Origin of the sequence: Pseudomonas viridiflava, assembly GCF_900184295.1 — a bacterium.
GTDB classification, from domain to species: domain Bacteria; phylum Pseudomonadota; class Gammaproteobacteria; order Pseudomonadales; family Pseudomonadaceae; genus Aquipseudomonas; species Aquipseudomonas viridiflava.
Map to the genome: position 1 here is coordinate 4,382,718 of NZ_LT855380.1, position 26,685 is coordinate 4,409,402.

Consider the following 26,685-nt stretch of genomic DNA (forward strand, 5'->3'; position numbering starts at 1 on the left):
TCTGGAAACTCCCAAAAAGCGCTACTTCTTGGCGATCAGGCCGATGGTGAACCCATCTACCGCAGCAATCCTGCCACGCCACAGGACTCCGGATTCGCAAATCGGATTTCCGTCGCTTGAGTAGGTCTGGCAATCCTTGAGGTGAATAAAGTGAAAGGCGGGTGTGTCTTCGGAGGAGTCGCCAGGCTTGAACGAAAGGATCATTTCCTTCATCGAGGCGTCGGCACCGTTCGCAAACTGGCTAAACGGAGCGGAAATGTCCTCGGCCAATTGTTCGAAATAGGCATCATGGGAAATAAGATTACCTGACACAAGATTGCCACCGACCGTCAGGGTGACGCCCATTTCGACTTTGGTGTTGGCAACAAATTTGACCAGCCACTGCAGCAGCCAATCGATCTGCTTGCCCTGCCACTTGATCTGGGCAACGACATCGTCATGGTTCTGGTTGGGAGAAGGTTGCGCTTGCTGGGTTTGATCGACGTCCGACATCTGAAAGCTCCTGGCTTCACATAACGTGAACCCAAGGTATAGATCACATCGGTTGAAAGCGAAACCCGGTCAGCCGGTAATTCCTCTTTGCATCGCGATACATCACGCATCACTTGAACTGGCGAGTTGGGAAATTACATCAAGACAGTCTCGACACTCGATTTTCCTGCCATTGCACAACCGCGACTTCAGCCAAAACCTGTGAAAAATTAACTGCGACACAACGCCGCATTCGGGTATCGTTTGATAAATTGCAACAAATTGTATCAATACCCGCCAGGCAAGCCTTGGCCAGAACCCGTATAGAAACCGATTGATAAGGGGGTCCGCGTTGGATCTGTCGTCTGCTGCCTGGGTGTTTCACGACACCCGTCTGATTGTCTGCTGCCTGATTGCAATCGCTACGATCATCGTGTTGATCAGCGCCACCAAACTCCCGCCTTTTCTGTCGATTCTGGTCGGTACGTTCATCGCCGGGATAGGCGCAGGGCTGCCCGCCGAAGCCGTCGCCAAAGCGTTTAGCAAGGGCGCGGGTGGTATTTTGGGCGAGGCCGGCATCATCATCGCCCTGGGTGCCATGCTCGGCGCACTGATGGCCGAGTCCGGGGCTGCGGACCGCATCGCATCTACCCTGCTAGGCCTGGGCAAGGGCAAGATGCTGCCGTGGGTCATGGCTGTGGTGGCGATGGTCATCGGCCTGCCGCTGTTCTTCGAAGTCGGCCTGGTGATGATGGTGCCGATCATCTTCGTCATGGCGCGCCAGTCGGGTCAGCCATTGCTGAAGATCGCCATCCCGGCGCTGGCCGGTATGACGACGCTGCACGCGCTGATGCCTCCCCATCCCGGTCCGCTGATCGCGGTCAGTGCGCTGCACGCCGATCTGGGGCTGACCATGCTGCTGGGGCTTTGCGTCGCGATTCCCGCAGTCATTCTTGCAGGGCCCCTTTACGGTAACTGGCTGTCAAAACGCATGCACATCGAAGAGCCTGCCGATCTGGGCAAGCTGTTCAGCGCCAAGCCTGACGTCAGCCGCCAGCCAGGCTTTGGCACGTCGTTGCTGATCATTCTGTTGCCGGTGATTCTGATGCTGGGCAGCACACTGGCCAAAGTGGCGATGGAGCCCGAAAGCAGCGTTGCGCTGACCTTGAAATTTCTCGGTGAACCGCTGGTTGCACTGAGCATCGCCGTGCTGGCGGCAACCGTGTGCCTGGGCTGGGCCAATGGTCTTTCTTGTGAACACGTCGGCGGCACCTTGCGCAAAAGCCTGGCGCCGATTGCCGTGTTGCTGCTGACCATCGGTGCCGGTGGCGGCCTGAAGCAAACGCTGCTGGATGCCGGTGTCAGCCAGACCATCAGCAAGGTGGCCGAAGGCGCGCACATGCCGTATCTGCTGCTGGCCTGGCTGATTGCCGTAGCGCTGCGTCAGGCCACCGGTTCTGCCACCGTGGCGACGACTACGACAGCAGGCATCCTGGCTCCGATGATGGCTGGTCTGGCACCGGCCGAGGCATCCCTGGTAGCGCTGGTGATCGGCGCAGGCTCGGTGTTCTTCTGCCACGTCAACGATGCAGGCTTCTGGATGGTCCGCGAATACTTCGGCCTGCAGCTGAAACAGACGCTGTGGGTCTGGTCGGTGCTGCAGACCATCGTCTCGGTGGTCGGACTGGTGGGCACGTCGCTGCTGTGGTATTGGCTGACGTAAGAGATGACGGTATGACCGCTCAGCTTGTGCCATGTCAGACGGACACCAGCCTTTCACTCCCACCCTGCTGATATTCCCTGGGCGTGCAACCGAACTCGCGACGGAACACGGTGTGCAGGTACTGCGCCGAGGTGAAGCCGCAATCGCGGGCAATGTCGGCGATGGCTGAATCGGTATTCTCCAGACCGCTGGCCGCTGCTGCGAGCTTGAAGCGCAGGATTTCGTCGTGGACGCTGCAGCCCCGCACCTTGCGAAAGTGCGACTCCAGCGAAGAGCGCGAAATTCCGACATAGGCTGCCACCTGCGCAGTCTTGATGCCTTGGCACGCGTACTGGCGGATGAACAGCAGCGCCTGCATCACATACGGATCGCCCAACGGTTGGTGCAGGCTTGAAGCCTGAACATTGATCGCATCGGGCGGTATCAGAATCTGCGTCCCGGCGGACGGCATGCCGTGCAGCATTTGATGCAGCAGGTGCGCAGCCGTCCGGCCCATGGTTTCGGTGCCCTGGATCACCGAACTCAGTGGCACTCGGGTCAGGGTGCGGGTCAGCGGATCGTTGTCGATGCCGATCAGCGCCACCTGCTCCGGCACGGCAATGCCAGCCGTCAGGCAAGCTTGCAGCAACTGCCGGGCGCGGGCATCACTGACCGCGATGATGCCAATCGGCTTGGGCAGGCTTTGCAGCCAGGCGATCTGCTGCTCGACGGCGCTGTCCCAGAGCGGCGCGCTGGTGCCCATGCCACGATAGATATCGACGTGCAGCCCGTCGCGCTGCAGCAGCCTGCGAAACGCCTTCTCACGCTCCTGCGCCCAGCGATTGGCCTGTGACTCCGGCAGGCTGAAGCAGGCGAAACGGGTCAGCCCCGCTTCTATCAAGTGCTCGTACGCCAGCTTCATCAGCGCGTCATTGTCGGTCGCGACGTAAGGAATCCCCTTCGGATACGCTCTGGCGTCCTGATAACTGCCGCCCACGGCCACGACAGGCAACTTGATACCGGCCAGAGCCTCGCCAATCTGCGGGTCGTCGAAGTCGGCAATGATCCCGTCACCCTGCCAGCGCTCGATACCGCGCAGACGACAAAGGAAGTCCTCCTCAAGGAAAAGGTCCCAGGATGCACGGGTGCTGCTCAGGTAATTGCCGATGCCACTGATGATGCCGCGGTCGTAGATCTTGCTGCCATTGAATAACAGCGCGATGCGATGAACAGGAGGGATAGTTTTCATTGTTTTTATAGTGATCCGGTAGCGGAGCCGTGAGCTGAAGACTAGGCGCGTGGTCGCCATATCTCAACTCAAAATCGCACTGCCTGTTGGTGACTTTCATAATCAATGGCGACAGAGCCGTTGCTAGTATCGGGAAACCGCCAAGAACAATAAGGAACACGCCCATGTCGTACTTCCCCACTGTCGACAGGATCGTTTATGAAGGTCCTGCCAGCGATTCGCCCTTTGCTTTCCAACACTACGACGCCGACAAGCTGATCCTCGGCAAACCCATGCGCGAGCACCTGCGTATGGCCGTCTGCTATTGGCATACATTCGTCTGGCCAGGCTCGGATGTGTTTGGTGCAGGCACCTTCAAGCGCCCCTGGCAGCACGCCGCAGGTCCGATGGAGCAAGCCATCGGCAAGGCTGAAGCGGCTTTCGAGTTCTTCTCCAAGCTGGGCATCGACTACTACTGTTTCCACGACACTGACGTGGCGCCGGAAGGCGGCTCGCTGAAGGAGTACCGCAACAACTTCGCGCAGATGATCGATCACCTGGAGCGCCATCAGGAAGAGACCGGCATCAAACTGCTGTGGGGCACGGCCAACTGTTTCAGCAACCCACGCTTTGCCGCCGGTGCCGCCAGCAACCCGAACCCTGAAGTGTTCGCCTTCGCCGCCGCTCAAGTGTTCAGCGCCATGAACGCCACCCAGCGCCTCAAAGGCTCGAACTACGTACTGTGGGGCGGCCGCGAAGGCTACGAAACCCTGCTCAACACCGACTTGAAACAGGAACGTGAACAACTGGGCCGCTTCATGCGCATGGTGGTCGAGCACAAGCACAAGATCGGTTTCAAGGGCGATCTGCTGATCGAACCCAAGCCGCAGGAGCCGACCAAGCATCAATACGATTACGACAGCGCCACGGTTTTCGGTTTCCTGCAGCAGTTCGGTCTGGAGAACGAGATCAAGGTCAACATCGAAGCCAACCACGCCACCCTCGCCGGGCATAGCTTCCACCACGAAATTGCCACGGCGGTCTCGCTCGGCATCTTCGGCAGCATCGACGCCAACCGCGGCGATCCGCAGAACGGTTGGGACACGGACCAGTTTCCAAACAGTGTCGAAGAAATGACCCTCGCCACGTACGAGATTCTGAAAGCAGGCGGCTTCAAGAATGGCGGCTTCAACTTCGACTCCAAGGTTCGTCGCCAGAGCCTGGATGAAGTTGATCTGTTCCACGGCCATATCGCGGCCATGGATGTCCTGGCCCTGTCACTGGAGCGTGCAGCCGCGATGGTGCAGAACGACCAGCTTCAGAAATTCAAGGATCAACGTTACGCGGGCTGGCAGCAGCCGTTTGGCAAAGCTGTGCTGGCGGGCGATTTCAGCCTGGAGTCGCTGGCCCAGAAAGCGTTTGCCGACGAACTGAATCCTCAGGCGGTCAGCGGTCGACAGGAGATGCTCGAAAACGTGGTCAATCGGTTCATCTACCGCTGATCAAACGCTGTAATGGCTAGACTTTGGAGAGAGCTGCAGGCCCGGCGAAGCGGTTACATTCTCGCGACAAATCTCTGCTCGCAGCGCCTCGCAACTCTCTACAGTTTTACCGGCAACCTGCTCCACGTCATGCAGTGTCTTTCAAACAACAATAAAAGGACGCACCACCATGAAAAAACTACGGCTCACGTTACTCGCCAGTGCGCTGGCCCTGCTCTCGCTTCCGGCCATGGCCGATTCCGCCAATCCGAAAATCGGTTTTTCCATCGACGACCTGCGCCTTGAACGCTGGTCCCGGGACCGTGACTATTTCGTTGCGGCAGCGGAAAAGATGAACGCCAAGGTCTATGTGCAATCCGCAGACGCCAATGAGCAGAAGCAGATTTCGCAGATCGAAAACCTTATTTCCCGCGGCGTCGATGTGATCGTCATCGTGCCCTTCAACGCCACCGTGCTGACCAACGCCGTCGCCGAGGCCAAGAAAGCCGGAATCAAGGTGGTGTCCTACGACCGACTGATCCTCAACGCCGACATCGATGCCTACATCTCTTTCGATAACGAAAAGGTCGGCGAGATGCAGGCCAACGGTGTTCTGCAAGCTGCGCCGAAGGGCAACTACTTCCTGCTCGGCGGCGCGCCCACCGACAACAACGCCAAGATCCTGCGCGAAGGCCAGATGAAAGTGCTGCAACCGGCCATCGACAAGGGCGACATCAAGATTGTCGGCCAGCAGTGGGTCAAGGAATGGAACCCGACCGAAGCCCTCGCCATCGTCGAAAACGCCCTGACCCGTAACAACAACAAGATCGACGGCATCGTCGCCTCCAACGACGCCACAGCGGGCGGCGCGATTCAGGCCCTTGCTGCGCAGAAACTGGCGGGCAAGGTACCTATCTCCGGTCAGGACGCCGACCTGGCTGCGGTCAAGCGTGTGATCGACGGCACCCAGACCATGACCGTTTACAAGCCGCTCAAACTGATCGCCTCGGAAGCCGCCAAACTCTCGGTGCAACTGGCACGCAACGAAAAACCGACCTACAGCTCGCAGTACGACAACGGCAACAAGAAGGTCGACACCATACTGCTCACGCCTACCCCGTTGACCAAAGACAACATCGACTTGCTGGAAAAGGACGGCTTCTACACCAAGGCGCAGATCGCCGGGCAATGACCGATCAGGCTCGCTTGAACGCCTGAGGATGAACCGCAGGACCGGATGAGACCTGTCCTGCGATACGTCTTGTGTTGCCTCTGTGTGAGTGCCTCGCCATGTCCGATTATCTGCTGCAAATGAACGGCATCGTCAAAACTTTCGACGGCGTCAAAGCCCTGAACGGCATCGACATCAAGGTCCGCGCCGGTGAGTGCGTGGGTCTGTGCGGCGAAAACGGTGCCGGTAAATCCACGCTGATGAAAGTCCTGTCAGCGGTTTATCCCTACGGCACCTGGGAAGGTGAAATCCTCTGGGACGGCCAGCCGCTCAAGGCGCAATCGATCAGCGAAACGGAAGCCGCAGGCATCGTCATCATCCATCAGGAACTGACGCTGGTGCCTGACCTGTCGGTGGCCGAAAACATCTTCATGGGTCACGAACTGACCCTGCGCGGCGGGCGCATGAACTACCCGGCGATGATCCATCGCGCCGAAGCCCTGATGCGTGAACTGAAAGTGCCGGACATGAACGTGGCGCTGCCGGTGTCACAGTACGGTGGCGGCTACCAGCAACTGGTGGAGATCGCCAAGGCGCTGAACAAACAGGCGCGGCTGCTTATCCTGGACGAGCCCTCCTCGGCCCTGACACGCTCGGAAATCGAGGTGCTGCTGGACATCATTCGCGACCTCAAGGCCAAGGGCGTGGCGTGCGTTTATATCTCCCATAAGCTCGATGAAGTCGCTGCGGTATGCGACACCATTTCGGTGATTCGCGACGGCAAACACATCGCCACCACCGCGATGGCCGACATGGACATCCCGAAGATCATCACCCAGATGGTCGGCCGGGAAATGAGCAACCTCTACCCCACCGAACCGCACGACGTGGGCGAAGTGATGTTCGAAGCGCGCCACTTCACCTGCTACGACGTCGACAACCCGAAGCGCAAACGTGTAGACGACATCTCATTCGTGCTCAAGCGGGGCGAGATTCTGGGCATTGCCGGGCTGGTCGGTGCCGGACGCACGGAACTGGTCTCTGCGCTGTTCGGTGCCTATCCCGGTCGCTACGAAGGCGAGGTCTGGCTTGAGGGGCGGCAGATCGACACGCGCACGCCGCTCAAATCGATCCGCGCCGGGCTGTGCATGGTCCCCGAAGACCGCAAGCGTCAGGGCATCATTCCGGACCTTGGCGTGGGCCAGAACATCACCCTCGCCGTGCTGGACAGCTACTCGAAGATGACCCGCATCGATGCTGAAGCCGAACTGGGCAGCATCGACCGGGAAATCTCGCGCATGCACCTCAAGACCGCGAGCCCGTTCCTGCCGATCACCAGCCTGTCCGGTGGCAATCAGCAGAAGGCCGTGCTGGCCAAGATGCTGCTCACCAAGCCGCGCGTGCTGATTCTTGATGAGCCGACCCGAGGCGTCGATGTCGGAGCCAAATACGAGATCTACAAACTGATGGGCGCGCTGGCAGCTGCTGGTGTGTCGATCATCATGGTGTCCTCGGAGCTGGCCGAAGTGCTGGGCGTCTCCGACCGCGTGCTGGTGATCGGCGAAGGTCAGTTGCGCGGCGACTTCATCAATCAGGATCTCACCCAGGAACAGGTGCTCGCCGCCGCGCTCAGCCATCCCGATGGCCATAACAATAATGATCGGAAGACCGCGTAGATGAATCAGGTCAAACAGCTCTTTTCCCGCTACAAAATGCTCGCACTGGTCATCGCCGTGGCGATCATCTGGCTGTTCTTCAGCTGGCAGACCGAAGGCGGCTTTCTGACCCCGCGCAACCTGTCCAACCTGCTGCGGCAAATGTCGATCACCGGCATCCTCGCCTGCGGCATGGTGCTGGTAATCATCAGCGGCGAGATCGACCTGTCGGTAGGCTCATTGCTCGGCCTGCTGGGCGGCCTGGCGGCGATTCTCGACGTGATCTACCACATACCGCTGCTCGCCAACCTGAGCATCGTCGCCCTGTGCGGACTGATGATCGGCCTGGCAAACGGCTACATGACCGCCTACCTGCGCATCCCGTCGTTCATCGTCGGCCTGGGCGGCATGCTGGCGTTCCGCGGCATTCTGCTGGGCATCACCGGCGGCACCACCATCGCGCCAGTCTCGCCGGAGCTGGTATACGTCGGCCAGGGCTACCTGCCGCATGCGGTCGGCACCGGCCTGGGCATCGTCCTCTTCGCCCTCACCCTGTTCCTCACCTGGCGACAACGCCGCAACCGCGCCCTGCACGGCCTGGCCGCCCACTCCATGGCTCGTGACGCCACCCGCGTCGTGCTGATCGGCGCCGTGGTGGCAGGCTTTGTCTACACCCTCAACAGCTACGACGGCATTCCGGTGCCCGTGCTGCTTCTGCTGGTCCTGCTGGGCGTATTCAGCTACGTCACCAGCCAGACCGTGTTCGGCCGCCGCGTCTATTCGGTGGGCAGCAACATGGAAGCCACACGCCTGTCCGGCATCAACGTACAAGCCGTCAAACTGTGGATCTTCGGCATCATGGGCGTCATGTGCGCCCTCGCCGGCATGGTCAACACCGCCCGCCTCGCAGCAGGATCGCCGTCGGCCGGCAACATGGGCGAACTCGACGCCATCGCCGCCTGCTTCATCGGCGGCACCTCCATGCGCGGCGGCTCCGGCACAGTCTACGGCGCACTGCTGGGGGCACTGGTGATCACGAGTCTGGACAACGGCATGTCCATGCTGGATGTGGACAGTTACTGGCAGATGATCGTGAAAGGCAGCATTCTGGTGCTGGCGGTCTGGGTGGATGTGAGTACGCGGACGGGGCGGCGGTGAGGGATGGGTAATGTTTTAAGGCACATTGAAGTAGCTGAATATCCAGCATTTACAGAGTGGCGAACCTATTGATTCTGATAGTTGAAAACTCGCTTGGAGAGGTTGAGCATAAGTCCATGATTACCTAAACAAGGAGATCGTCATGGACAGTGAAACTGTTAAAGCTGAGCTACAAAGCCTATCGAAAGAATATTTTGGCCATCCTCTTCGGGCTGACTCATTCAAACGTTCACTCAAAAACTTTGCAAACGAAAACGGCATAGATATATTTACCTTCTTATCTAAAGTTATCGAACGCTTCGGACTCGTCAACGAAAACACTGAGCTTTGGAATTGGGACTGGGACGTAAAAACAGTTGACGACGCAATAGACCACATAATAAAAAACACGCAAACCCAGTAACAGCTTTGCTAGACCTAGCAAGCCTATAAAAATGTGCGTGATTATAGGAAGAAGAGAAAGCCCATGAAAAAGGAAGATATTGAAAACCGCATAAAAAAGATAATAGCACACCAACTCTCCGTTGACGCATCAACGCTCGCAGAGCATCAGAGCCTTTCATCTGATCTAGGAGCAGAATCGCTCGACATTCCCGACATCATCATGGCTTTGGAAGAAGAGTTCAACATCGAGCTACCCGACGACGAGATTGATGGCGCTACCACATTAGGCAAAATCGCTAATAGGGTAAGCGATAAAAACCCTGAATAAAAAATATACCTACACCATTACCTTCTTGAAAGTTTGACTTCAACAGCTGTGCAGGCACGAAACATGCGTCTCTCGATCCGGATCACAGGCAGCCAAGCTAGCACCACCCGAGTAATGAATCTGGAAAGGAAGCGGCTATCGGCTCAGCCAGCCGTATCGCGACGAAGAATCGCCGAACTGAAAAGAACAAAGTCGCCCAGATGCTGCATAATGATCGCCACCATGATCGGCAGTTGCAGCGTCTGGTACTCATGCACCGCTATGTTTCGAAAACCCACCATGTTTTTCATCACTGGCAGCAATGACGCTTCAAGCCAGCCTCCGCGATGGAGTAATTCAAATACATCCCGAGCGCTCTGCGGCACACCAAGGCCCTCGCGCCGAATCAAGTGCTGGCCCATGTCCAAGGCCGCTTCACAAGCACGTTGGATGTTAAGAATGGCAGCATCCTGACGCGTAAAATCGAACGCGAAAGTGTCAGGATCTTTCTCGTACTCCTCACGCACTCTCGCCACGCAGCGTTCGATAGAAGCCGCCTTATTGACCAGCACATCATCGACCATAAACAATCCCTTTTGCTTGAATATCCTCGATGAGGCCCGCTCTTGAGGCGTCCAGTGAGGTCTTTTCGCTGAGCACAAATGCTTCGAATATTCCTGCCGATTCATTCCTGGCCCAAAGGCGCTGACCTTTGGTAATAATCTGATATTGCATGACGGTAGATGCTGCACGCAGATCGACCAAATCGACAGACAGATTGACGATGTCTGCAATTTCTCCCGACAGATGCCAAAGCTCGACCGTGTCCAGCACACCTGACACGAGCACAGCCAGATCCAGATCGCTTTCGGAATTCGCATGGCCGTCAGCCTGACTACCGAACAGGTAAATCGCAATCAGACCTGGCAATCGGGCCTTGAGGTGTGTCAGAACATGCTGGAAATCCATCTGTCGCCTCTCGGGAATAGGTTCAGAACTTAACAGACCGGAAACGAAAAAGCCCCAGAAGCATCGCTTCTGGGGCTTTAGTATATGGCGGAGAGATAGGGATTCGAACCCTAGGTACCGGTGAAGGTACAACGGATTTCGAATCCGTCCCATTCGGCCACTCTGGCATCTCTCCAACGGCGCGCATCATAACAGCATCGAGACGTAACGCGAAGCCCTAAGGCCATTTTTTTTCGTGCTATCAAACGCTTGCGTCGTTTTTGCAGCTTAAAGCGGTACGCCCAGACGGTTGGCGACTTCTTCGTAGGCTTCGATGACTTCACCGAGGCCCTGGCGGAAGCGGTCCTTGTCCATTTTCTTGCGTGTGTCCTTGTCCCACAGGCGGCAGCCATCGGGGCTGAATTCGTCGCCCAGAACGATTTCGCCGTGGAACACACCGAATTCAAGCTTGAAGTCGACCAGCAGCAGGCCTGCGTCGTCGAACAGCTTCTGCAGGACTTCGTTGACCTTGAGGGACAGCTCTTTCATGCGGACCAGTTGCTCGGCGGTGCCCCAGCCGAATGCCACGACGTGGGATTCGTTGATGAACGGGTCGCCCTTGGCGTCGTCCTTGAGGAACAGTTCGAAGGTGTACGGATCGAGCTTAGTGCCCTCTTCGATGCCCAGGCGCTTGACCAGGCTGCCAGCAGCGTAGTTACGCACAACGCACTCGACCGGGATCATGTCCAGTTTCTTGACCAGGCACTCGTTGTCGCCCAGCAGTTTGTCGAATTGGGTCGGAACGCCCGCTTCTTCCAGCTTCTGCATGATGAAGGCGTTGAACTTGTTGTTCACCATGCCTTTGCGGTCCAGCTGTTCGATGCGCTTGCCGTCGAACGCCGAGGTGTCGTTACGGAACAGCAGGATCAAGCGGTCAGCGTCGTCGGTCTTGTAAACCGATTTGGCTTTGCCGCGGTAGAGTTCTTCACGTTTTTCCATGATGGGCTCCGCTTGCTAAGTAGTTGGGCTAGGCGATGTGTCGCCAGTCGAGCCCTGAATCTTGATCGGCCAGTTGCAGCCAGTCCGGGTCGCACCCGAGGGTGTCGACAAAACATTGCCGGGCCAGATGCGGCAGGTTGTTCTTGCTGCTGAGATGAGCCAGCACGAGGTGCTGCAAGCTCTGCCATCCCAGTTCGCTCACCAGGTTGGCGGCCTGATGGTTGTTCAAATGTCCTGTTTCACAGCCTACGCGCTGCTTGAGAAAGACCGGGTAGTGGCCTCGGGCAAGCATGTCGCGGCAGTGGTTGGCTTCGATCATCAAGGCATCCAGGCCGTGATAACGCTGCAGCACGTTCGGGCAATACGACCCCAGATCGGTCAACAGACCAAAGCGGCGTCGACCGTCATTGAAGACGAACTGCGTGGGTTCGAGCGCATCGTGCGAGACAGACACCACATCGATGTCCAGCGCGCCGACCTGCAATCGCTCGCCACCGGTGAGCAATCCGGCCGCCTCGACCGGCTTGCGCATCCCGCGCAAGGTGCCGCCACTGAGGTAGACCGGCAAATTGTAACGCCGAGACAGCAAACCCACGCCATGCACGTGATCGGCATGTTCGTGGGTCACCAGAATGGCGCTCAGTTGCTCGCCTGCGACACCCAGGCGAGCCAGGCGTCGCTCGGTTTCCCGCAGGGAGAAACCGCAATCGACCAACACGTACGTATCGTTGCTTGCGACCAGCGTGCCGTTGCCCCGGCTGCCGCTGCCCAGAACCGCGAAGCGCACTTAACCCAGGTTGTCTTGAATAACGCTCAATACGCGGCGGGCAACATCTGCCGGCGCAACGGTATTGATGTTCTTCTCGACCGTGACCTGAACGTTGTCACCCACCTTGCTCAGGCGAACCTGATAGCGCTCGGCACGTGCATCGATCTCTTCCTTGCTGCTCTTGCTGCCGAACATGCGGCCGAAGAAGCCAGGCTCGTTTTCAGGCTTCTGGGCCTTCTCTGCGAGGTTGATGTAGTACAGGCCCAGGCTGCGGTTGATGTCTTCGACACGCCAGTCACCCTGATCCAGCGCACGGCCGACACTCGACCATGCACGATCCAGATCGGCACCCAGGTTCAGGACCGGGTTGCCGCTGCCGTCTTCGCTCAGGGCGACACGGCTCGGGGTGTCGAAGTCACGCGCTGCCAGCAGGGAGATGGAACCGCCCTTCTCGGCGTTGCGGCTCATGCTGGCCAGCAGATCGTCGGTCAGCGCTGCATCCAGACCCAGGTTGGTGGTGCGATTCGGGAACGCCACATCAGAAGTGCTGCCTGCAGGGCGCTCTACGCTGACCACATAGACTTCACTGGTATTGCGCTGTACGCCCGGTTCGATACGGACCCGCACGCGGGTTTCCGAGTCGGCCGACACGCCACTTGCAGTCAGGCGCTTGGCCACTGAAGCGGACAGTTCGTCGAGGCGCTGCCAGGATGAGCTGAATTCACCGGTCTGCGGACGCTCTTCAGCGATGCGGAAACCGTTGTCTTCGAAGTATTGGTGGGCAACCGGCCAAACTTCGGCAGGCTGGCGCTGAGCCAGAATCCAGTGAGCGTCGCCGCTCTTCTGCAGACTGAAGTCGCTCGACTCGGAGGCAGTTCCCAACGGCAACGGACGCGGAACGACGTATTCGCCGTCTTTCTGCGTGCTGTCGGCGACGTTGCGCGGGATCGGCAGCAGCGGGTCAAGGCGCTTGACGCCGGAGACGTCCGCAGGCACCTGCATCGGTGCTGTCTGGGACGCTTGAAGGTAATCACTGCCGCGATCACGGAAATAACCGTCTTCGCCCCAGAGCCAACCGCAACCGCTGGTGCTGGAGATAATCAAGGCAAGTGCAGAAAGTCCGGCCAATCGCTTCATTGCGTAGTACTTCCTCAATTAAACCAGGACGCCGGACTGGCGCATGGCCTGTCGCAGCGGTTCGTGACAGGCTTCGCTGAGCCAGGTGAGCGGCAGACGGATACCGTCCGGCATCAGACCCATTTCATGCAACGCCCACTTCACGGGGATAGGGTTGGATTCGATAAACAGTGTGTTGTTGAGCGGCATCAGCTTTTCGTGGATCGCACGGGCCGCTTCGGCATCGCCACGCATGGCCGCAGCGCACAGATCGCTCATGGCGCGCGGTGCAACGTTGGCGGTGACGGAGATATTGCCCTTTCCACCCAGCAGCATCAATTCGACGGCAGTGGCGTCGTCGCCGGAGTAGACCAGGAAGTCGCTGCTGACGCCTGCCAGGATGTCACGGGCGCGCTGCAGGTTACCGGTGGCTTCCTTGATGCCGATGATGTTCTTCACGGCAGACAGGCGCACCACGGTCTCTGGCAGCATGTCGCAGGCAGTACGGCCCGGCACGTTGTAGAGAATCTGCGGGATGTCGACCGCATTGGCGATATGGCTGAAATGCTGGAACAGCCCTTCCTGGGTCGGCTTGTTGTAGTAAGGCGTCACCAGCAGGCACGCGTCGGCACCTGCGGTCTTGGCGTTGGTGGTCAGTTCGACCGCTTCACGCGTCGAATTGGCGCCTGTGCCGGCAATCACCGGAATGCGTCCAGCCACCTGATCGACCACGCGACGGATGACTTCGATGTGTTCGTTCACATCAAGCGTCGCCGACTCGCCTGTGGTGCCGACGGCAACAATGGCGTTGGTGCCCTCTTGCAAGTGGAAGTCCACCAGTTTGCTCAGGCTGTCCCAGTCCAGACGACCTTGTGCATCCATGGGTGTGACCAGTGCCACCATACTGCCCGCAATCATGCAACCGCTCCTGCCGGAAAAAGAGAGCCGTAATGGTACTGGCGCTATCATGCTTGTACAAGCGAAGTACCGCGCTCTGAGCATTCCCCTGAGCGATGGTTTTCGCTACCCTTCGTCCTTTGATCGGTACTGGTCACCTGCGCACCTCGCTCAATCGGTCGAATTTGTCGCCAGAAGCCCCGCCCCAGCGCGTTCCAGCCCAGCCATGGCCAGGCCATGCACGCCAGACGCACCGGGGCTCAGGTCGGTGTCTCGCGCTCTCGATTGTCGAAAAAGCCCCGCAAGACCAAAAAAGTACCGACCGCTCATCGTCTAGGAATGCTGCATGTCGTCCACCCCCACAGTTCGCGAACAATTCCTTGTCATCAGTGCCCTTGGCGCAAACCCCATGGAGCTGACCAACGTCCTGTGCCGAGCCAGCCATGAAAATCGCTGCTCGGTGGTTACCTCGCGCCTGACCCGCCACGGCGAGTGCAGCGCACTGATCCTTCAGGTTGCAGGCAGCTGGGATGCCCTGGCGCGCCTGGAGACCGGCCTGCCGGGCCTTGCCAAGAAGCATGCGTTCACGATCAGCGTCGTGCGCAGCGCCACCTCCGAGAGCCGTCCGGAAGCCCTGCCCTACGTGGCCTACGTCAGTTCGGCGTACCGCCCGGACATCATCAATGAGCTGTGCCAGTTCTTTATCGACCATAACGTCGAACTGGAAAACCTGATCTGCGACACCTATCAGGCCCCGCAGACAGGCGGCACCATGCTCAACGCCACCTTCACCGTCACGTTGCCTGCCGGCACGCAAATCAGCTGGCTGCGTGATCAGTTCCTCGATTTTGCCGACGCACTGAATCTCGACGCGCTGATCGAACCCTGGCGCCCACAAGCCCCGATGTAAGGAATCCTCATGGCCGTTGCAGTAGATCAATCCGTTCCCGACTTCCAGGCAGCCGCCACCAGCGGCCAGACCGTCACCCTGTCAGAGCTCAAGGGCCAGCAGGTGGTGATCTATTTCTATCCGAAAGACAACACGCCGGGCTGCACCACGCAGGGCCAGGACTTTCGCGATCACATCGCGCAGTTCCAGGCTGCCAACACCGTCGTACTGGGCGTGTCCCGCGACAGCCTGAAGACCCACGAAAACTTCAAGGCCAAGCAATCGTTCCCGTTCGAGCTGATTTCGGACAAGGACGAGGCGGTCTGCCAACTGTTCGACGTGATCAAGCTCAAGAAGCTGTACGGCAAGGAATACCTTGGCGTTGATCGCAGCACCTTCCTGATCGACAAGGAAGGCGTGCTGCGTCAGGAATGGCGTGGTGTGAAAGTGCCGGGCCACGTGGCCGAAGTACTGGCCCAGGCTGAAGCCCTGAACAAGGCCTGATGTGACACATCGCTGCGGCGCGCAATGCACCGCAGCGACCTTCGCCCGACGCTACAGCAATGGCGCCACCGTCGGCTCATTGCGCGGCCAGGCATCGAGGACGGCCTTGAACAGGGTCGCCAGCGGGATCGCGAAGAAAATCCCCCAGAAGCCCCATAAACCGCCGAACAGCAGCACGGCGCAGATGATCGCGACCGGATGCAGGTTGACCGCCTCGGAGAACAGCAGCGGCACCAACACGTTGCCATCCAGCGCCTGAATGATGCCGTGCACCATCATCAGGTAGATGAACTGATCACCCCAACCCCACTGAAACAGACCGATCAGCGCTACAGGCACAGTCACCACCACCGCGCCCACATAAGGCACGACCACTGAAATACCGACCAGCATCGCCAGCAGCGCGGCGTAATTGAGCCCCAGCGCGACGAACGCGATGTAGGTCACGCCGCCACAGATGAAGATCTCGATCACCTTGCCACGGATATAGTTGGCGATCTGGCGATTCATTTCTTCGGCAACGCGAGTGAGCAGCGCCCGCTCGCGCGGCAGATAACCCCGCGCCCAACGCCCGATCATGCGGCGGTCCTTGAGAAAGAAGAACACCAGAATGGGCACCAGCACCAGATAGATCATCAGGTTGACCACCAGCGGCAGACTCGACAGGGACAAGGTGACTGCCAGCTGTCCGAACTTGCCGATCTCGCCGCGCGCCACCTCGATGGCCTGCAGTACCTGCTCGTCGGACACCAGGTGCGGATAGCGCTCCGGTAGCAATAGCAGCAGGGACTGCCATTTCGCGAGCATGCCCGGCAGTTCGTTGAACAGCGTAATGAGCTGGTGCCAGAGCAGTGGCACCAGCACCAGCAGGAACACCAGCAGTGCGCCGATGAACAGGGCGAACACGAACCCTACTGCGGCAACCTCCGGAATGCGAAAGCGCTCCAGAAAATTGACCACGCCCTGCATCAGGAACGCCAGGACCAGCCCGGCCAGGACTGGCGCCAGCATGCCGCCCAGCGTGAGCACCAGAGTGAACGCCAAGAACAAAAGAACAGCCAGCACCACGGCTTCTTCATCAGAGAAGTAGCGCTGCACCCAACCGCGAAGCACATTGAACATCAAACATCCTTTTCGAAAAAATCGCGGCAATCAGGCTTTGCGCAGCCAGTAACGATAGACACCCGCCTCCACTTCTTCATGCACAAGTTCATGGCCAGCCAGTCGGGCAAACGTACGGAAATCACGCTGGGAACCGGCATCGGTCGCGATGACTTTCAGCACGGCACCACTGGCCAGACGGTTGAGCTCCATCTTGGCCTTGAGCAGGGGCAACGGACAGTTGAGTCCGCTCGCATCAAGCTCGGCGTCACACGCCTCGGGGCGCGCTACTGGGTCAGACATCGTTTCTCTCCTAGCAGACACATCGAATTACAAAGCAGGCTGCGAAAGGCATCGCTGGCCAGCCAGCAAGAATACCTCACTCTGGTCAGCACGCCATTTAGCCAGCTACAGTACAGGCTCTTCAGAAAAGAGCTCCGTGCATGAATTTTTTGCGTCCTACACTGCTCACGCTCGCCTGCCTGTTTTCCGTACCGAGCATGGCCGATGACCTGCCATCCCTTGGCGACGCGAGTTCTTCCATCGTTTCTCCCGAGCAGGAACACAAACTGGGCCGTGCCTGGCTGGGCCTGCTGCGTGGCCAGGTCAGCCAACTGTCGGACCCGCAGCTCAAGGATTACGTCGAGACGACAGTCTATCGCCTGGCCGAAACCAGCCAAGTCCAGGACCGGCGCCTCGAATTCATTTTGATCAACAGCCCCCAGTTGAACGCCTTCGCCGCACCCGGCGGGATCATCGGCGTCAACGGCGGTCTGTTTCTCAATGCCCAGACCGAAGGCGAATACGCTTCGGTGCTCGCTCACGAACTCGCCCACTTGTCGCAGCGTCACTTTGCCCGAGGCATCGAAGCACAGCAGCGCATGCAGGTGCCGGTCATGGCCGCCATGCTGGCCGGTATCGTGATGGCTGCCGCAGGAGCCGGTGACGCAGGTATCGCCGCCATTGCAGGTTCACAAGCTGCCGCCATCCAGGAACAGCGCCGTTTCTCACGCCAGAACGAGCAGGAGGCCGACCGTATCGGCATTCTCAACCTGGAAAAGGCGGGTTATGACCCGCGCAACATGCCGACCATGTTCGAGCGCCTGATGCGTCAGTATCGGTTCGATGCCAGGCCGCCTGAGTTTCTGCTGACTCACCCGGTCAGTGAATCGCGGATTGCCGATACCCGCAACCGCGCCGAACAGGCCAAACCGGGCGGCAAGGAAGACAGCGTGCTGTATCAACTGATGCGGGCACGGGTTGCGTTGATCTATGAGGAAACACCCGGCATTGCCGCCAAACGCTTCCGCGCCCAGTTGGTTGAAAACCCGAAATCCGAAGCCGCGCGCTATGGCCTGGCCATCGCACAGATCAAGGGTGGCCAGCTCAATGAGGCCCGCGAGAGCCTCAAGCCACTGCTGGAGAAGTCACCGAATGACATCACCTACAACCTGACGCAGATCGAACTGGACATCACCAACAACCGCCTGCCCGACGCGCAGCAACGGGTCGACCGCATGCTGACGCTTTACCCGAACAACTACCCGCTCAACGATGTGCGTATCGACGTGTTGCTCAAGCAGAACCGCACCGCCGAAGCCGAAAAAAGCCTTGAGGCGCTGCTGAAGACGCGTCCCGACGATCCGGACATCTGGTATGTCGTGGCCGAAACTCGTGGCTTGAATGGCAATACGGTGGGCCTGCATCAGGCTCGCGCCGAGTACTTCGCGTTGGTCGGTGACTTCCGTCAGGCCATTCAGCAACTCGATTTCGCCAAGCGTCGCTCGGCCAACAACTTTCAGCTGGCTTCACGCATCGATGCGCGGCAGAAGGACCTGATCGAGCAGGAACGCATGGTCAAGGAAATGATGAACTGACTGCGCTGTAACACCAGTACCGAAAACGAAAAGCCCGACAGTCGAGTCGGGCTTTTTGCTTGCGTTTGTCAGCCCTGTCAGGCATTGCCCGCCTGTCTCATGCGCGCTGCGTGAGTGAAATCCAGCATGCGCTGCAAAGGACGCACTGCATTGGGAATGACTGCAGGATCGACGAATATCTCGTTGGAGCCCTCTCTCAGGCACTGCAACGTGCGTTCAAGGGTGTTCATCGCCATCCACGGACAGTGCGCGCAACTGCGGCACGCCGCGCCATTACCGGCCGTTGGCGCTTCGATGAAGATCTTGTCCGGGCACAGCTGCTGCATCTTGTAGAAGATGCCGCGGTCCGTGGCCACGATGAAGGTCTTGTTCGGCAAGCGTTGAGCGGCGGCGATCATCTGGCTGGTCGAGCCCACGACGTCAGCGAGTTCGATGACGGCTTCCGGCGACTCGGGGTGGACCAGAATCGCCGCCTCGGGATACAGCGCCTTCATATCTTCCAACTGCTTGGATTTGAATTCCTCGTGGACGATACAGGCTCCGTCCCAGAGCAGCATGTCGGCACCGGTTTCGCGCTGGATATAACGACCCAGGTGCTTGTCCGGTGCCCAGATGATCTTCTCGCCGTTGTCCATCAGGCTCTCGACGATTTCCAGAGCGCAGCCCGAGGTCACGACCCAGTCAGCACGGGCTTTGACCGCTGCCGAGGTGTTGGCGTAGACGACTACAGTGCGCTCTGGATGCTGATCGCAGAACGCCGAGAACTCGTCCACCGGGCAACCGACATCCAGCGAGCACGTCGCTTCCAGCGTCGGCATGAACACGCGCTTTTCCGGGTTGAGGATCTTGGCCGTCTCGCCCATGAAACGCACGCCAGCCACCAGCACGGTACTGGCTTTGTGATTGTTGCTGAAACGCGCCATTTCCAGCGAGTCAGCTACACAGCCGCCGGTTTCCTCGGCCAGCGCCTGAATCACTGGATCGCAGTAATAGTGAGCGACCAGCACCGCGTCCTGCTTCTTGAGCTCGGCTGCGATTTCGGCGCGGTAATGCGCCTGCTCTTCCGGGCTCAGCGTCTTGGGCTGCTTGGCATCAAGATGCGCTTGTACCAGAAAGCGTTCGGAAATCTGTGTCATGTTCGCGGGACCTGAGGGCGCTTGAGCGCGAAAGGCAAGTTTACACCCGAAAGACAGGCATTGAAAAAGCCGGCGGCGCTCATTGTGAGGAGGCCTTCCGGCTTTTGCGCAGGCGGCAGTCCTGCATGTGAAGGCGGGGCCGATTCTAACTTTAAAAAGCTGATTTAACAGCAGTTTTAAAAACAGCCCGAATGATGAGAATGACTCTTGTTTTTGTATTGCGGTATACCGATCATCACTGCGAATCGACTTTCTGGATGCGCGGTATAACAGCTTTGCAGTTACCCGTTATGTCCTCGCCTGAAAAAGCCTTGCGAACAAACTTCAGCGAATCGGCCAGCGAGCCATTTACCGTGCCCGAATGGTCTAACTGCGGATAAAAATGCCATTCGATTCGGCTGCCCGCTTTACAGGCATCAGCCACCAAAGCGGCCTGCTGGGCAACGGAGACTTCATGATCTCGCCCGCCTGTCCCAATAAAGATCGGAATGTCCGACCTCAGCGTCGGATAGGCTGACGCGAGGTTTATCCTGTCCAGAACAGACGCGGGTGAACGTTTGAAACTGTTGTCGAAGGTGAGATTATCCGAAATGACCCTGCGTTCAATGGCATGCAGACAGGCACTCTGGCTGAGTTCGAATGCGGGAATTGCGCGATCGCTCAAATAGTCGGTGGGTACGAAGGATGGGTCAAGCAGCACGCCGGTGCTGAGCCTCAACAGGTTATAGGAAAGTGTCGAAGGCGTTGACCCACCTGCCCCGCCAAGTCGTTTTTGCACGCCGGCGTAAGGCGTACCTGTCGCCACTACGCCGACGATCTTCAGCTCCGGCGCATACGTTCCGGCATAAACCGCGGTCGCGAAAGCCGCGCGGCCACCCTGCGATTGGCCGAACACGACAACCTGACCGGAAAGGTCGAAGCCGGAACTCATGACCGCTCGAATACTGTCAATGATATTGAACGCGAGGGGACGGCTAAGCCCGTAAGGATGGGGCCCAGGCGTGCCGAGCCCTTGATAGTCAGTCGCAACCACCGCGTAGCCTTGCGCGAGCCATTCATTCAAATAACGAATGTCACGCGGACTGCGCCCGGAGAAAGATGGAGCACAGAGATCAGCACTGCCCACCGTGCCATGCGCCCATGCCATCAGCGGCCAGCCATGCGGTGGCGGGCTTCCTGGGGGGATAAATAAGGCGGCGGAGACGACAACCTGCCTTGCGCTATCAAGGCCATCGGTCGAGGTGTACAGGAACCGAATGTTTATCACTGCATTGCCAAGGTTTTCTGCCATGGGCAATGGTTCGGATCGAAGCACCGTTCCCGGTACGTCTGGTACGCCGTCGGTCCATGTATAGAAGTCAGGAACCACAGCCCCGCCTGGAGGCATAACGGCTGCAACAGCACATCCGCCTTCCAGCGTCAGAAACAACACGAATAAAGCACTGATCGAGCGAAGGAGTAATAACCGAAAACGATGCATGGCCAATCCTCTAAATGCCCAAGCGTGGGCGTTTCGACGTCAGTTGAGGATTAATAATATTTAATGCCCTTCTCCTTTGATGAGTCGGCATCATGTCCGGCCCTGATTCCATGGCTATCCACATTTGCATGGACATCAAGCAACACCCGACTAACATCGCGATCTGGACGGGACACTCGACATGAAAAAGCGCATTTGTCTGCTCACCCTGCTACTTGCCTCCAGCGGTGCAATGGCCGGATCGACGTTGGACGAACAGAATATCGTTTCCTATATCGATAGCCGCAGTGCAGAACAGATAGCGCTACTTGAACAACTGGTGAACATCAACAGCGGCACCGACAACGCCGAGGGTGTCATTCGGGTCGGCAACATCATGAAGCAGAAACTCGAAGCCCTGGGTTTCGACACCCGTTGGCACGAACTTCCGGCGGAAATGAAACATGCGGGAAGCCTCGTCGCACTGCATGAAGGAAACAGGTCCGCCAAACGACTGTTACTGATCGGTCACCTGGATACCGTTTTCCCTGAAAACAGCAACTTTCAGACGTTCACCTACACCGAAGGCGGCAAAAAAGCCAAAGGCCCTGGCGTGATCGATGACAAAGGCGGCATGGTAACGATGCTCTATGCGCTGCAAGCCCTGAAGAGTACTGGCGCGCTCGACACCATGAACATTGCAGTCGTGCTGGTCGGCGACGAAGAGTTCGCCGCCAAGCCGACGTCCATCTCAAGAAGCGTCCTGATAGATGAAGCCAAAAAAAGCGATATTGCACTGGGTTTCGAATTCGCCCTGTCTCCCAACCAGTTGGTGACCGATCGCAGAGGCTTGAGCGAGTGGTTTCTGACCAGCACCGGTCTGGACAACCATTCCGCGACCATCTTTCAACCTAAAACCGGCTATGGCGCAGTGTACGAATCGGCTCGTGTGCTTGATGAGATCCGCTCGAAGCTTTCCGAAGAGGATGGTTTAACCATCAACCCCGGTCTGATTCTGGGTGGTTCCACCGCAAACGAGGATGTCGCAAGCGGACAAGGCACGGCTTCAGGCAGGAAGACCACGGTGGCCAAATCAGTACTCGTGCACGGCGACCTGCGCTTCAAGACCGAAGAGCAACGACAATCGGCAGAAACCAGGCTGAAGGAAATCGTCAGCCGTCCATTGCCCCAGACCAGCAGCGAAATAACGATAAAGGCGATCATGCCCGTCATGGCCGAGCGCGACAGCAACCAAAAATTGCTGGAGGCCTACAGCCGCGTGAGTCGAGACCTGGACGGCCCGGCGCTGGAGTCCGCCCCGTCTGCTGATCGAGGTGGCGCAGACGTGTCCTATGTAAACCCTTACGTGAGTGCAAGTCTCGACGGACTGGGCGCATGGGGCACCGGCGCGCACAGCGAGAACGAAACGCTCGACGTGAGTTCTCTGCCCATAGCGACCAAACGGGCTGCGATTTTCATGAGCCGTTATTGAAGAGGCATGTGTGCAGCGTCAGCATCCGGTAGTTCAGCTGCACACCTATAGACTGCCGGCCTAGGCCGCTTTCGATTTAAGCGTAAACAGGCTGGCGCCAAGCAGCATGAAAGACGCTCCGAAGACTCGATTCATCTTTTGCATGCGCGCCGGCGAGTTCAGATACTTTTTGATGACCTGCGCAAACATGGCGTACAGGAAGTGGGAAGTCACAGCGCAGGCAGCGAACGTGGCGACCATCAAGGCAAGTTGACTGACGGCTGGGTCAGTGCCATGAATGAACTGCGGCAGAAAGGCGGCGAAGAACAGTATGGCTTTGGGATTGGTGATCGCCACGGACACGCCGTGCAGAATCAACTTGCCCACGGACGCCGTTTGTACCGCTTTTTTATCGATACCGTAATAAGCACTGTCGCGGTTGCGCCATTGCTTGATACCCAAAAAGACCAGGTACGCCGCGCCCGCCACTTTAAGCACCACGAATGCCGTTGCGGAGGCTGCCAGCAACGCTCCAAGCCCGGCGATTGTCGCGGTAGACACGACCAGCAATCCAAGAGCATTGCCCAGCGAACCAATCATCGCCCGACCAGGACCATAGGCCAGTGAATTGGAAAGCGCCATGATCACGGCAGGTCCGGGCGTCAAGGTGATCAACATCGCAACCAGCGTAAATACCAACCACTCATGCAGGGTCATGACGCAGTGCTCCAGATTTTTTTGAGGAGGTTAAAGCGGCTTTAAAACGTTGAAATCATAAGCTGCCACGTTGCCTACCTGCCACAACGCGGTCAACTGCTGTAAATTTTCACGGACAGCATTGACGGCGTCGATTTTCAGCGCTGGTTAATTCCTCTCCCAATGCAGCAGCCATGGAGTCAATAAGACACAACCCGATTGAGGACAGTCTTTATGACCTAGTCAAAAAGACCCGAAACGGTTCTGCACTCCCGTTTAACAAGCGCCATTTCAGTGGCATGCCTGTTGCTCTATACATGACATCATCCCATCGAAGCAGCCATCGAACGACAACTTTCAATGGCACCGACATCGGGATTCAGTGTGTGCAACGAAGCATAAGGCAGGTTAATCCATGTCACGAACAGGCTTATCGTCCCTATTGGAAATCGAACATCCCATCATTCAGGCGCCCATGGTGGGCGTTTCGACGCCTGAGCTGGCTGCAGCCGTATCCAACGCAGGCGCTCTGGGTTCTATAGGCCTCGGAGCCAGTAACCCTGAGCAGGGGCGCGAGCTGATCAGACGGACAAGGGCACTCACCGCCAGACCTTTCAACGTCAACCTGTTCTGCCACACGCCGGCAGCGTTCGACGAGACAAGGAACCAGGCATGGTTGACGTACATGGCCGAAACGTTTGCAGAGTTTGACGCCAACCCACCACGCGCTTTAAAAGAGATTTACCAGAGCTTCGTCAATGATCGAGCGATGCTCGACATGCTGCTGGAGGAGCGTCCGCCGGTCGTCAGCTTCCACTTTGGCGTACCGCCAAAAGAATGGATCGCCGAACTCAAGATGGCCGGGATATTTACCCTGGGATGTGCAACAACATTGCTCGAAGCCAGACAGCTCGAGCAGGCGGGTATTCAGGCCATCGTTGCGCAGGGCTATGAGGCAGGCGGGCATCGTGGCGTTTTTGACGATGCACCCGGGCAGGATGACGAACTGGGATTATTCGCACTCTTGCGGATCATCCGCTCGTCAGTAGACCTGCCCGTTATTGCTGCCGGAGGCATCATGGACGGGGCCGGTATCAACGCAGCCATGGCGCTCGGGGCAAGCGGCTGCCAACTGGGCACCGCGTTTATCCTGTGCCCGGAATCATCAGCAACGCAGGAACATCGAGACGTACTCAAAACCGCCAAAGCCCATGAGACACGCGTTACCTGCTGTATTTCGGGACGGCCCGCCCGTGGGATCTCCAACCGTCTCTACCTGGAGGCGCTGGACGCCAACCTGCCCCGCCCGGCGGAATACCCACTCGCTTACGACCTCGCAAAGGCGTTGCACTCGGCCGCTGCAGCCAAGGGCTGTCATGATTTTGCTGCTCAATGGGCAGGACAAGGTGCACCGTTGGCCAGAGAGTTTTCCGCTGCAATGCTTATTCAGACGCTTGTTCAGGAAATGCTTGAACATCAAATCTCACATCCTGTTTAAAGGTAGTCGACATGCCGCTGCTCAAAATCGATGTCATCCAAGGTCGCTCTGACGAAGCACTGGCGACGCTGCTGGACACCGTCCACAACGCGATGGTTGAAGCATTTCAGGTCCCTGTCAGGGATCGCTACCAGATCGTGACCGAGCATGCGCCGTCACGATTGATCGTTCAGGACACCGGGCTCGGGTTTGCCCGAACGCAGAATGTTGTCGTGATTACAGCGATCAGCAGACCACGCTCTGCCGAAATGAAGCAGACATTTTATAAGCTGGTCGCCGAGGGCCTGGAGGCAAACTGTGGAATATCACCGCAGGACTTGATGATCTCCATGGTCATCAACAGCGACGAGGACTGGAGCTTCGGGCTGGGCAGAGCACAGTTTCTGACTGGGGAGCTGTAAGCCAGGCACAGACAGCGCACGTAGTCGAAGTCCAGAGTGCTGCGCTGCCTGACCGGTGGAAAAAAACTTCACCTGTGGTCTGTGTCTGATTCTCTTAAACAAACATTCACCGCAAAACGACCCAAAAGCCTGCAACATGCCAGACAGGCTTGATATACATGCGGGCGAAGGTTGATGGCGAAGTGGATCAGCTGGTTGATGCTCCACTTCGACATCCCCTTTTTCCGAATGCCCTCCATAACGTTCCGACACGGTCGGCTCGCGCCGTCATGGCCGTGATGAGCTGCTGGCAGGTAAGAAATCAATCATCATGCGAAAAACAGTTCTGTTGGCCTTAACATCCTTCTTGCTGCCGGGATGTGCCGTTTCTGAAACCAAAGCACTGAATAATCCCTCCAGTCACCTTATAGCGACACCACAGCCTGTCAGTTTGAAACTGGATGATTACACCTCATCGAAAGTCGACACCGTCCTGAAGCATCAAACCAGCCCCATGGATACGGGTCAGAGAACCAACGCCATTTCAGCGTTTTTCATGGGTACGCCTTACCGTGCCAATATGCTGCGCGGCACGGACAGCATGGCAGAACAACTGGTCATTGATTTTAGAGGACTGGATTGTTTTACCTATCTCGAATATGTGGAAGCCCTGAGGAAATCGTCATCAGAATCCGATTTCGAGAAGAACCTGATCGAGACCCGTTATAAAAACGGCACCGTTGGTTTTTTGAACCGCAGGCATTTCTTCAGCGACTGGGCGAACGATAAAGACCACGCCCTGGCGGACGATTTTACGTCTCGGATAACCCCCCACGCGGTCAGCATTGAAAAGAACCTGAATGCAAAGAGCGATGGCACGGCCTACCTTCCCGGTTTGCCCACGGTCAGGCGTACCATTACGTATATCCCCAGCAAATTCGTCGACAAGGAAGTGGTCAGTCACTTGCAAACGGGCGACTACATCGGCCTCTACACGGAGCTTCCGGGGCTTGACGTGACCCACGTCGGTTTCTTCATAAGAACGGACAAAGGTCCGGTCTTGAGGCATGCATCGCTGAAAAAAGGAAAGGTTGTCGACCTGCCCTTTCTGGACTACGTGTCCCAGAAACCCGGAATCGTTGTTTACAGACCCAAAGCTCAAGCTTACCCATCACCTCCCCTCCCGACACATCCTCAACGGGATGGCGCAAGAAGTTTTCCTATCACGCCTTAACGTTCTTTCTATTAGAAATCTTCTCGAAGAAGGCTAATCTGGGTGAGCGTGGCGAAAGCCGTGTGGTTTTACCCTGATGATAAGAATGCGCTCAAACCTGCGTTGCGCGTTGTGAGACTGTCTCGCAGCAATCTGTTCACCGCAACGCAACGTA

27 protein-coding genes and 1 tRNA gene are annotated in these 26,685 nt (G+C 57.8%); 14 read left to right on the forward strand and 14 right to left on the reverse strand.

Annotated features, from left to right (window positions below; translation table 11 throughout):
* Positions 1 to 21: 21 nt before the first annotated feature.
* Positions 22 to 492, reverse strand: coding sequence for a gas vesicle accessory protein GvpU (gene gvpU / locus CFBP1590_RS19585; RefSeq protein ID WP_025994920.1), 471 nt, complete (start codon positions 490 to 492; stop codon positions 22 to 24).
* 331 nt (positions 493 to 823) lie between these two features.
* Here gvpU and CFBP1590_RS19590 point away from each other — a divergent pair, with 331 nt between their 5' ends.
* On the forward strand, positions 824 to 2,194 hold the full coding sequence (locus CFBP1590_RS19590) for a GntT/GntP/DsdX family permease (RefSeq protein ID WP_088235776.1): 1,371 nt from the start codon (positions 824 to 826) through the stop codon (positions 2,192 to 2,194).
* A gap of 34 nt (positions 2,195 to 2,228) precedes the next feature.
* Here the strand turns inward: CFBP1590_RS19590 and CFBP1590_RS19595 are convergent, their stop codons facing one another.
* Positions 2,229 to 3,422 carry a XylR family transcriptional regulator gene (locus CFBP1590_RS19595; protein ID WP_088235777.1) on the reverse strand — a complete coding sequence of 398 codons (1,194 nt, stop codon included), beginning with the start codon at positions 3,420 to 3,422 and terminating at the stop codon, positions 2,229 to 2,231.
* Positions 3,423 to 3,586: 164 nt separating this feature from the next.
* Here CFBP1590_RS19595 and xylA point away from each other — a divergent pair, with 164 nt between their 5' ends.
* The 6 genes from xylA to CFBP1590_RS19625 all read left to right on the forward strand — a co-directional run bounded on the left by xylA (position 3,587) and on the right by CFBP1590_RS19625 (position 9,578).
* Positions 3,587 to 4,903 (forward strand): xylose isomerase, encoded by a 1,317-nt coding sequence (gene xylA / locus CFBP1590_RS19600; RefSeq protein ID WP_029241661.1) that lies wholly within the window; start codon positions 3,587 to 3,589, stop codon positions 4,901 to 4,903.
* Positions 4,904 to 5,072: 169 nt separating this feature from the next.
* Positions 5,073 to 6,074 (forward strand): D-xylose ABC transporter substrate-binding protein, encoded by a 1,002-nt coding sequence (gene xylF / locus CFBP1590_RS19605; protein ID WP_025994916.1) that lies wholly within the window; start codon positions 5,073 to 5,075, stop codon positions 6,072 to 6,074.
* A 98-nt stretch (positions 6,075 to 6,172) separates the two neighbouring features.
* Positions 6,173 to 7,729 (forward strand): D-xylose ABC transporter ATP-binding protein, encoded by a 1,557-nt coding sequence (gene xylG / locus CFBP1590_RS19610; RefSeq protein ID WP_029241662.1) that lies wholly within the window; start codon positions 6,173 to 6,175, stop codon positions 7,727 to 7,729.
* Positions 7,730 to 8,866 (forward strand): sugar ABC transporter permease, encoded by a 1,137-nt coding sequence (locus tag CFBP1590_RS19615; protein WP_058432013.1) that lies wholly within the window; start codon positions 7,730 to 7,732, stop codon positions 8,864 to 8,866.
* 142 nt (positions 8,867 to 9,008) lie between these two features.
* A complete protein-coding gene (locus CFBP1590_RS19620; protein WP_029241664.1) occupies positions 9,009 to 9,269 on the forward strand; it encodes a hypothetical protein in 261 nt (86 codons plus the stop codon).
* Positions 9,270 to 9,332: 63 nt separating this feature from the next.
* On the forward strand, positions 9,333 to 9,578 hold the full coding sequence (locus CFBP1590_RS19625) for an acyl carrier protein (protein WP_029241665.1): 246 nt from the start codon (positions 9,333 to 9,335) through the stop codon (positions 9,576 to 9,578).
* 143 nt (positions 9,579 to 9,721) lie between these two features.
* On the opposite strand, the gene hepT is transcribed toward CFBP1590_RS19625, so the two are convergent.
* The 7 genes from hepT to dapA all read right to left on the reverse strand — a co-directional run bounded on the left by hepT (position 9,722) and on the right by dapA (position 14,307).
* Positions 9,722 to 10,141: a type VII toxin-antitoxin system HepT family RNase toxin gene (hepT, locus tag CFBP1590_RS19630; RefSeq protein ID WP_029241666.1), complete on the reverse strand. Its 420-nt coding sequence runs from the start codon at positions 10,139 to 10,141 to the stop codon at positions 9,722 to 9,724.
* On the reverse strand, positions 10,131 to 10,526 hold the full coding sequence (gene mntA, locus CFBP1590_RS19635; protein WP_029241667.1) for a type VII toxin-antitoxin system MntA family adenylyltransferase antitoxin: 396 nt from the start codon (positions 10,524 to 10,526) through the stop codon (positions 10,131 to 10,133). The genes hepT and mntA overlap by 11 nt, the downstream gene beginning before the upstream one ends.
* 85 nt (positions 10,527 to 10,611) lie before the next feature.
* Positions 10,612 to 10,701 (reverse strand) — tRNA-Ser (locus tag CFBP1590_RS19640).
* Between the two features lie 92 nt (positions 10,702 to 10,793).
* Positions 10,794 to 11,504, reverse strand: a complete 711-nt coding sequence (purC, locus tag CFBP1590_RS19645) for a phosphoribosylaminoimidazolesuccinocarboxamide synthase (RefSeq protein ID WP_088235778.1) — start codon at positions 11,502 to 11,504, stop codon at positions 10,794 to 10,796.
* Between the two features lie 28 nt (positions 11,505 to 11,532).
* Positions 11,533 to 12,291, reverse strand: coding sequence for an MBL fold metallo-hydrolase (locus CFBP1590_RS19650; RefSeq protein ID WP_004879212.1), 759 nt, complete (start codon positions 12,289 to 12,291; stop codon positions 11,533 to 11,535).
* Positions 12,292 to 13,410, reverse strand: a complete 1,119-nt coding sequence (gene bamC, locus CFBP1590_RS19655) for an NlpB/DapX family lipoprotein (protein ID WP_004879210.1) — start codon at positions 13,408 to 13,410, stop codon at positions 12,292 to 12,294.
* An 18-nt stretch (positions 13,411 to 13,428) separates the two neighbouring features.
* The gene (dapA, locus tag CFBP1590_RS19660; protein WP_004879206.1) at positions 13,429 to 14,307 is read right to left on the reverse strand and encodes a 4-hydroxy-tetrahydrodipicolinate synthase; all 879 of its coding nucleotides are present in this window, start codon (positions 14,305 to 14,307) and stop codon (positions 13,429 to 13,431) included.
* 325 nt (positions 14,308 to 14,632) lie between these two features.
* On the opposite strand from dapA, the gene CFBP1590_RS19665 reads away from it, so the two are divergent.
* Both CFBP1590_RS19665 and CFBP1590_RS19670 read left to right on the forward strand, forming a co-directional pair.
* Entirely contained in the window at positions 14,633 to 15,196 is a 564-nt protein-coding gene (locus tag CFBP1590_RS19665; RefSeq protein WP_004879204.1) for a glycine cleavage system transcriptional repressor, read from the forward strand.
* Between the two features lie 9 nt (positions 15,197 to 15,205).
* Positions 15,206 to 15,679 (forward strand): peroxiredoxin, encoded by a 474-nt coding sequence (locus CFBP1590_RS19670; protein WP_025994437.1) that lies wholly within the window; start codon positions 15,206 to 15,208, stop codon positions 15,677 to 15,679.
* A 51-nt stretch (positions 15,680 to 15,730) separates the two neighbouring features.
* Here the strand turns inward: CFBP1590_RS19670 and CFBP1590_RS19675 are convergent, their stop codons facing one another.
* Both CFBP1590_RS19675 and CFBP1590_RS19680 read right to left on the reverse strand, forming a co-directional pair.
* Positions 15,731 to 16,801, reverse strand: a complete 1,071-nt coding sequence (locus CFBP1590_RS19675) for an AI-2E family transporter (RefSeq protein ID WP_069143922.1) — start codon at positions 16,799 to 16,801, stop codon at positions 15,731 to 15,733.
* 30 nt (positions 16,802 to 16,831) lie between these two features.
* Positions 16,832 to 17,083: a sulfurtransferase TusA family protein gene (locus CFBP1590_RS19680; protein ID WP_004879200.1), complete on the reverse strand. Its 252-nt coding sequence runs from the start codon at positions 17,081 to 17,083 to the stop codon at positions 16,832 to 16,834.
* A gap of 140 nt (positions 17,084 to 17,223) precedes the next feature.
* Between CFBP1590_RS19680 and CFBP1590_RS19685 the strand changes: the two genes are divergently transcribed.
* Positions 17,224 to 18,657, forward strand: coding sequence for a M48 family metalloprotease (locus CFBP1590_RS19685; protein ID WP_004879198.1), 1,434 nt, complete (start codon positions 17,224 to 17,226; stop codon positions 18,655 to 18,657).
* 77 nt (positions 18,658 to 18,734) lie between these two features.
* Here CFBP1590_RS19685 and nadA read toward each other — a convergent pair whose 3' ends face one another.
* Both nadA and CFBP1590_RS19695 read right to left on the reverse strand, forming a co-directional pair.
* Entirely contained in the window at positions 18,735 to 19,793 is a 1,059-nt protein-coding gene (gene nadA, locus CFBP1590_RS19690; protein ID WP_029241668.1) for a quinolinate synthase NadA, read from the reverse strand.
* A gap of 235 nt (positions 19,794 to 20,028) precedes the next feature.
* Positions 20,029 to 21,273, reverse strand: coding sequence for an alpha/beta fold hydrolase (locus CFBP1590_RS19695; RefSeq protein ID WP_058432009.1), 1,245 nt, complete (start codon positions 21,271 to 21,273; stop codon positions 20,029 to 20,031).
* Between the two features lie 181 nt (positions 21,274 to 21,454).
* Here CFBP1590_RS19695 and CFBP1590_RS19700 point away from each other — a divergent pair, with 181 nt between their 5' ends.
* Positions 21,455 to 22,744 carry a M20 family metallopeptidase gene (locus tag CFBP1590_RS19700; protein ID WP_058432008.1) on the forward strand — a complete coding sequence of 430 codons (1,290 nt, stop codon included), beginning with the start codon at positions 21,455 to 21,457 and terminating at the stop codon, positions 22,742 to 22,744.
* A 60-nt stretch (positions 22,745 to 22,804) separates the two neighbouring features.
* Here the strand turns inward: CFBP1590_RS19700 and CFBP1590_RS19705 are convergent, their stop codons facing one another.
* On the reverse strand, positions 22,805 to 23,440 hold the full coding sequence (locus CFBP1590_RS19705) for a LysE family translocator (RefSeq protein ID WP_029241670.1): 636 nt from the start codon (positions 23,438 to 23,440) through the stop codon (positions 22,805 to 22,807).
* Between the two features lie 394 nt (positions 23,441 to 23,834).
* Between CFBP1590_RS19705 and CFBP1590_RS19710 the strand changes: the two genes are divergently transcribed.
* The 3 genes from CFBP1590_RS19710 (at position 23,835) to CFBP1590_RS19720 (ending at position 26,531) form a co-directional block, all read left to right on the forward strand.
* Complete coding sequence (locus tag CFBP1590_RS19710; protein ID WP_088235779.1) at positions 23,835 to 24,917, forward strand: NAD(P)H-dependent flavin oxidoreductase; 1,083 nt, start codon at positions 23,835 to 23,837, stop codon at positions 24,915 to 24,917.
* Between the two features lie 11 nt (positions 24,918 to 24,928).
* Complete coding sequence (locus CFBP1590_RS19715) at positions 24,929 to 25,318, forward strand: tautomerase family protein (RefSeq protein WP_029241672.1); 390 nt, start codon at positions 24,929 to 24,931, stop codon at positions 25,316 to 25,318.
* Between the two features lie 310 nt (positions 25,319 to 25,628).
* Positions 25,629 to 26,531: a DUF1460 domain-containing protein gene (locus CFBP1590_RS19720; protein ID WP_032663654.1), complete on the forward strand. Its 903-nt coding sequence runs from the start codon at positions 25,629 to 25,631 to the stop codon at positions 26,529 to 26,531.
* The last annotated feature ends 154 nt before the right edge of the window (positions 26,532 to 26,685 follow it).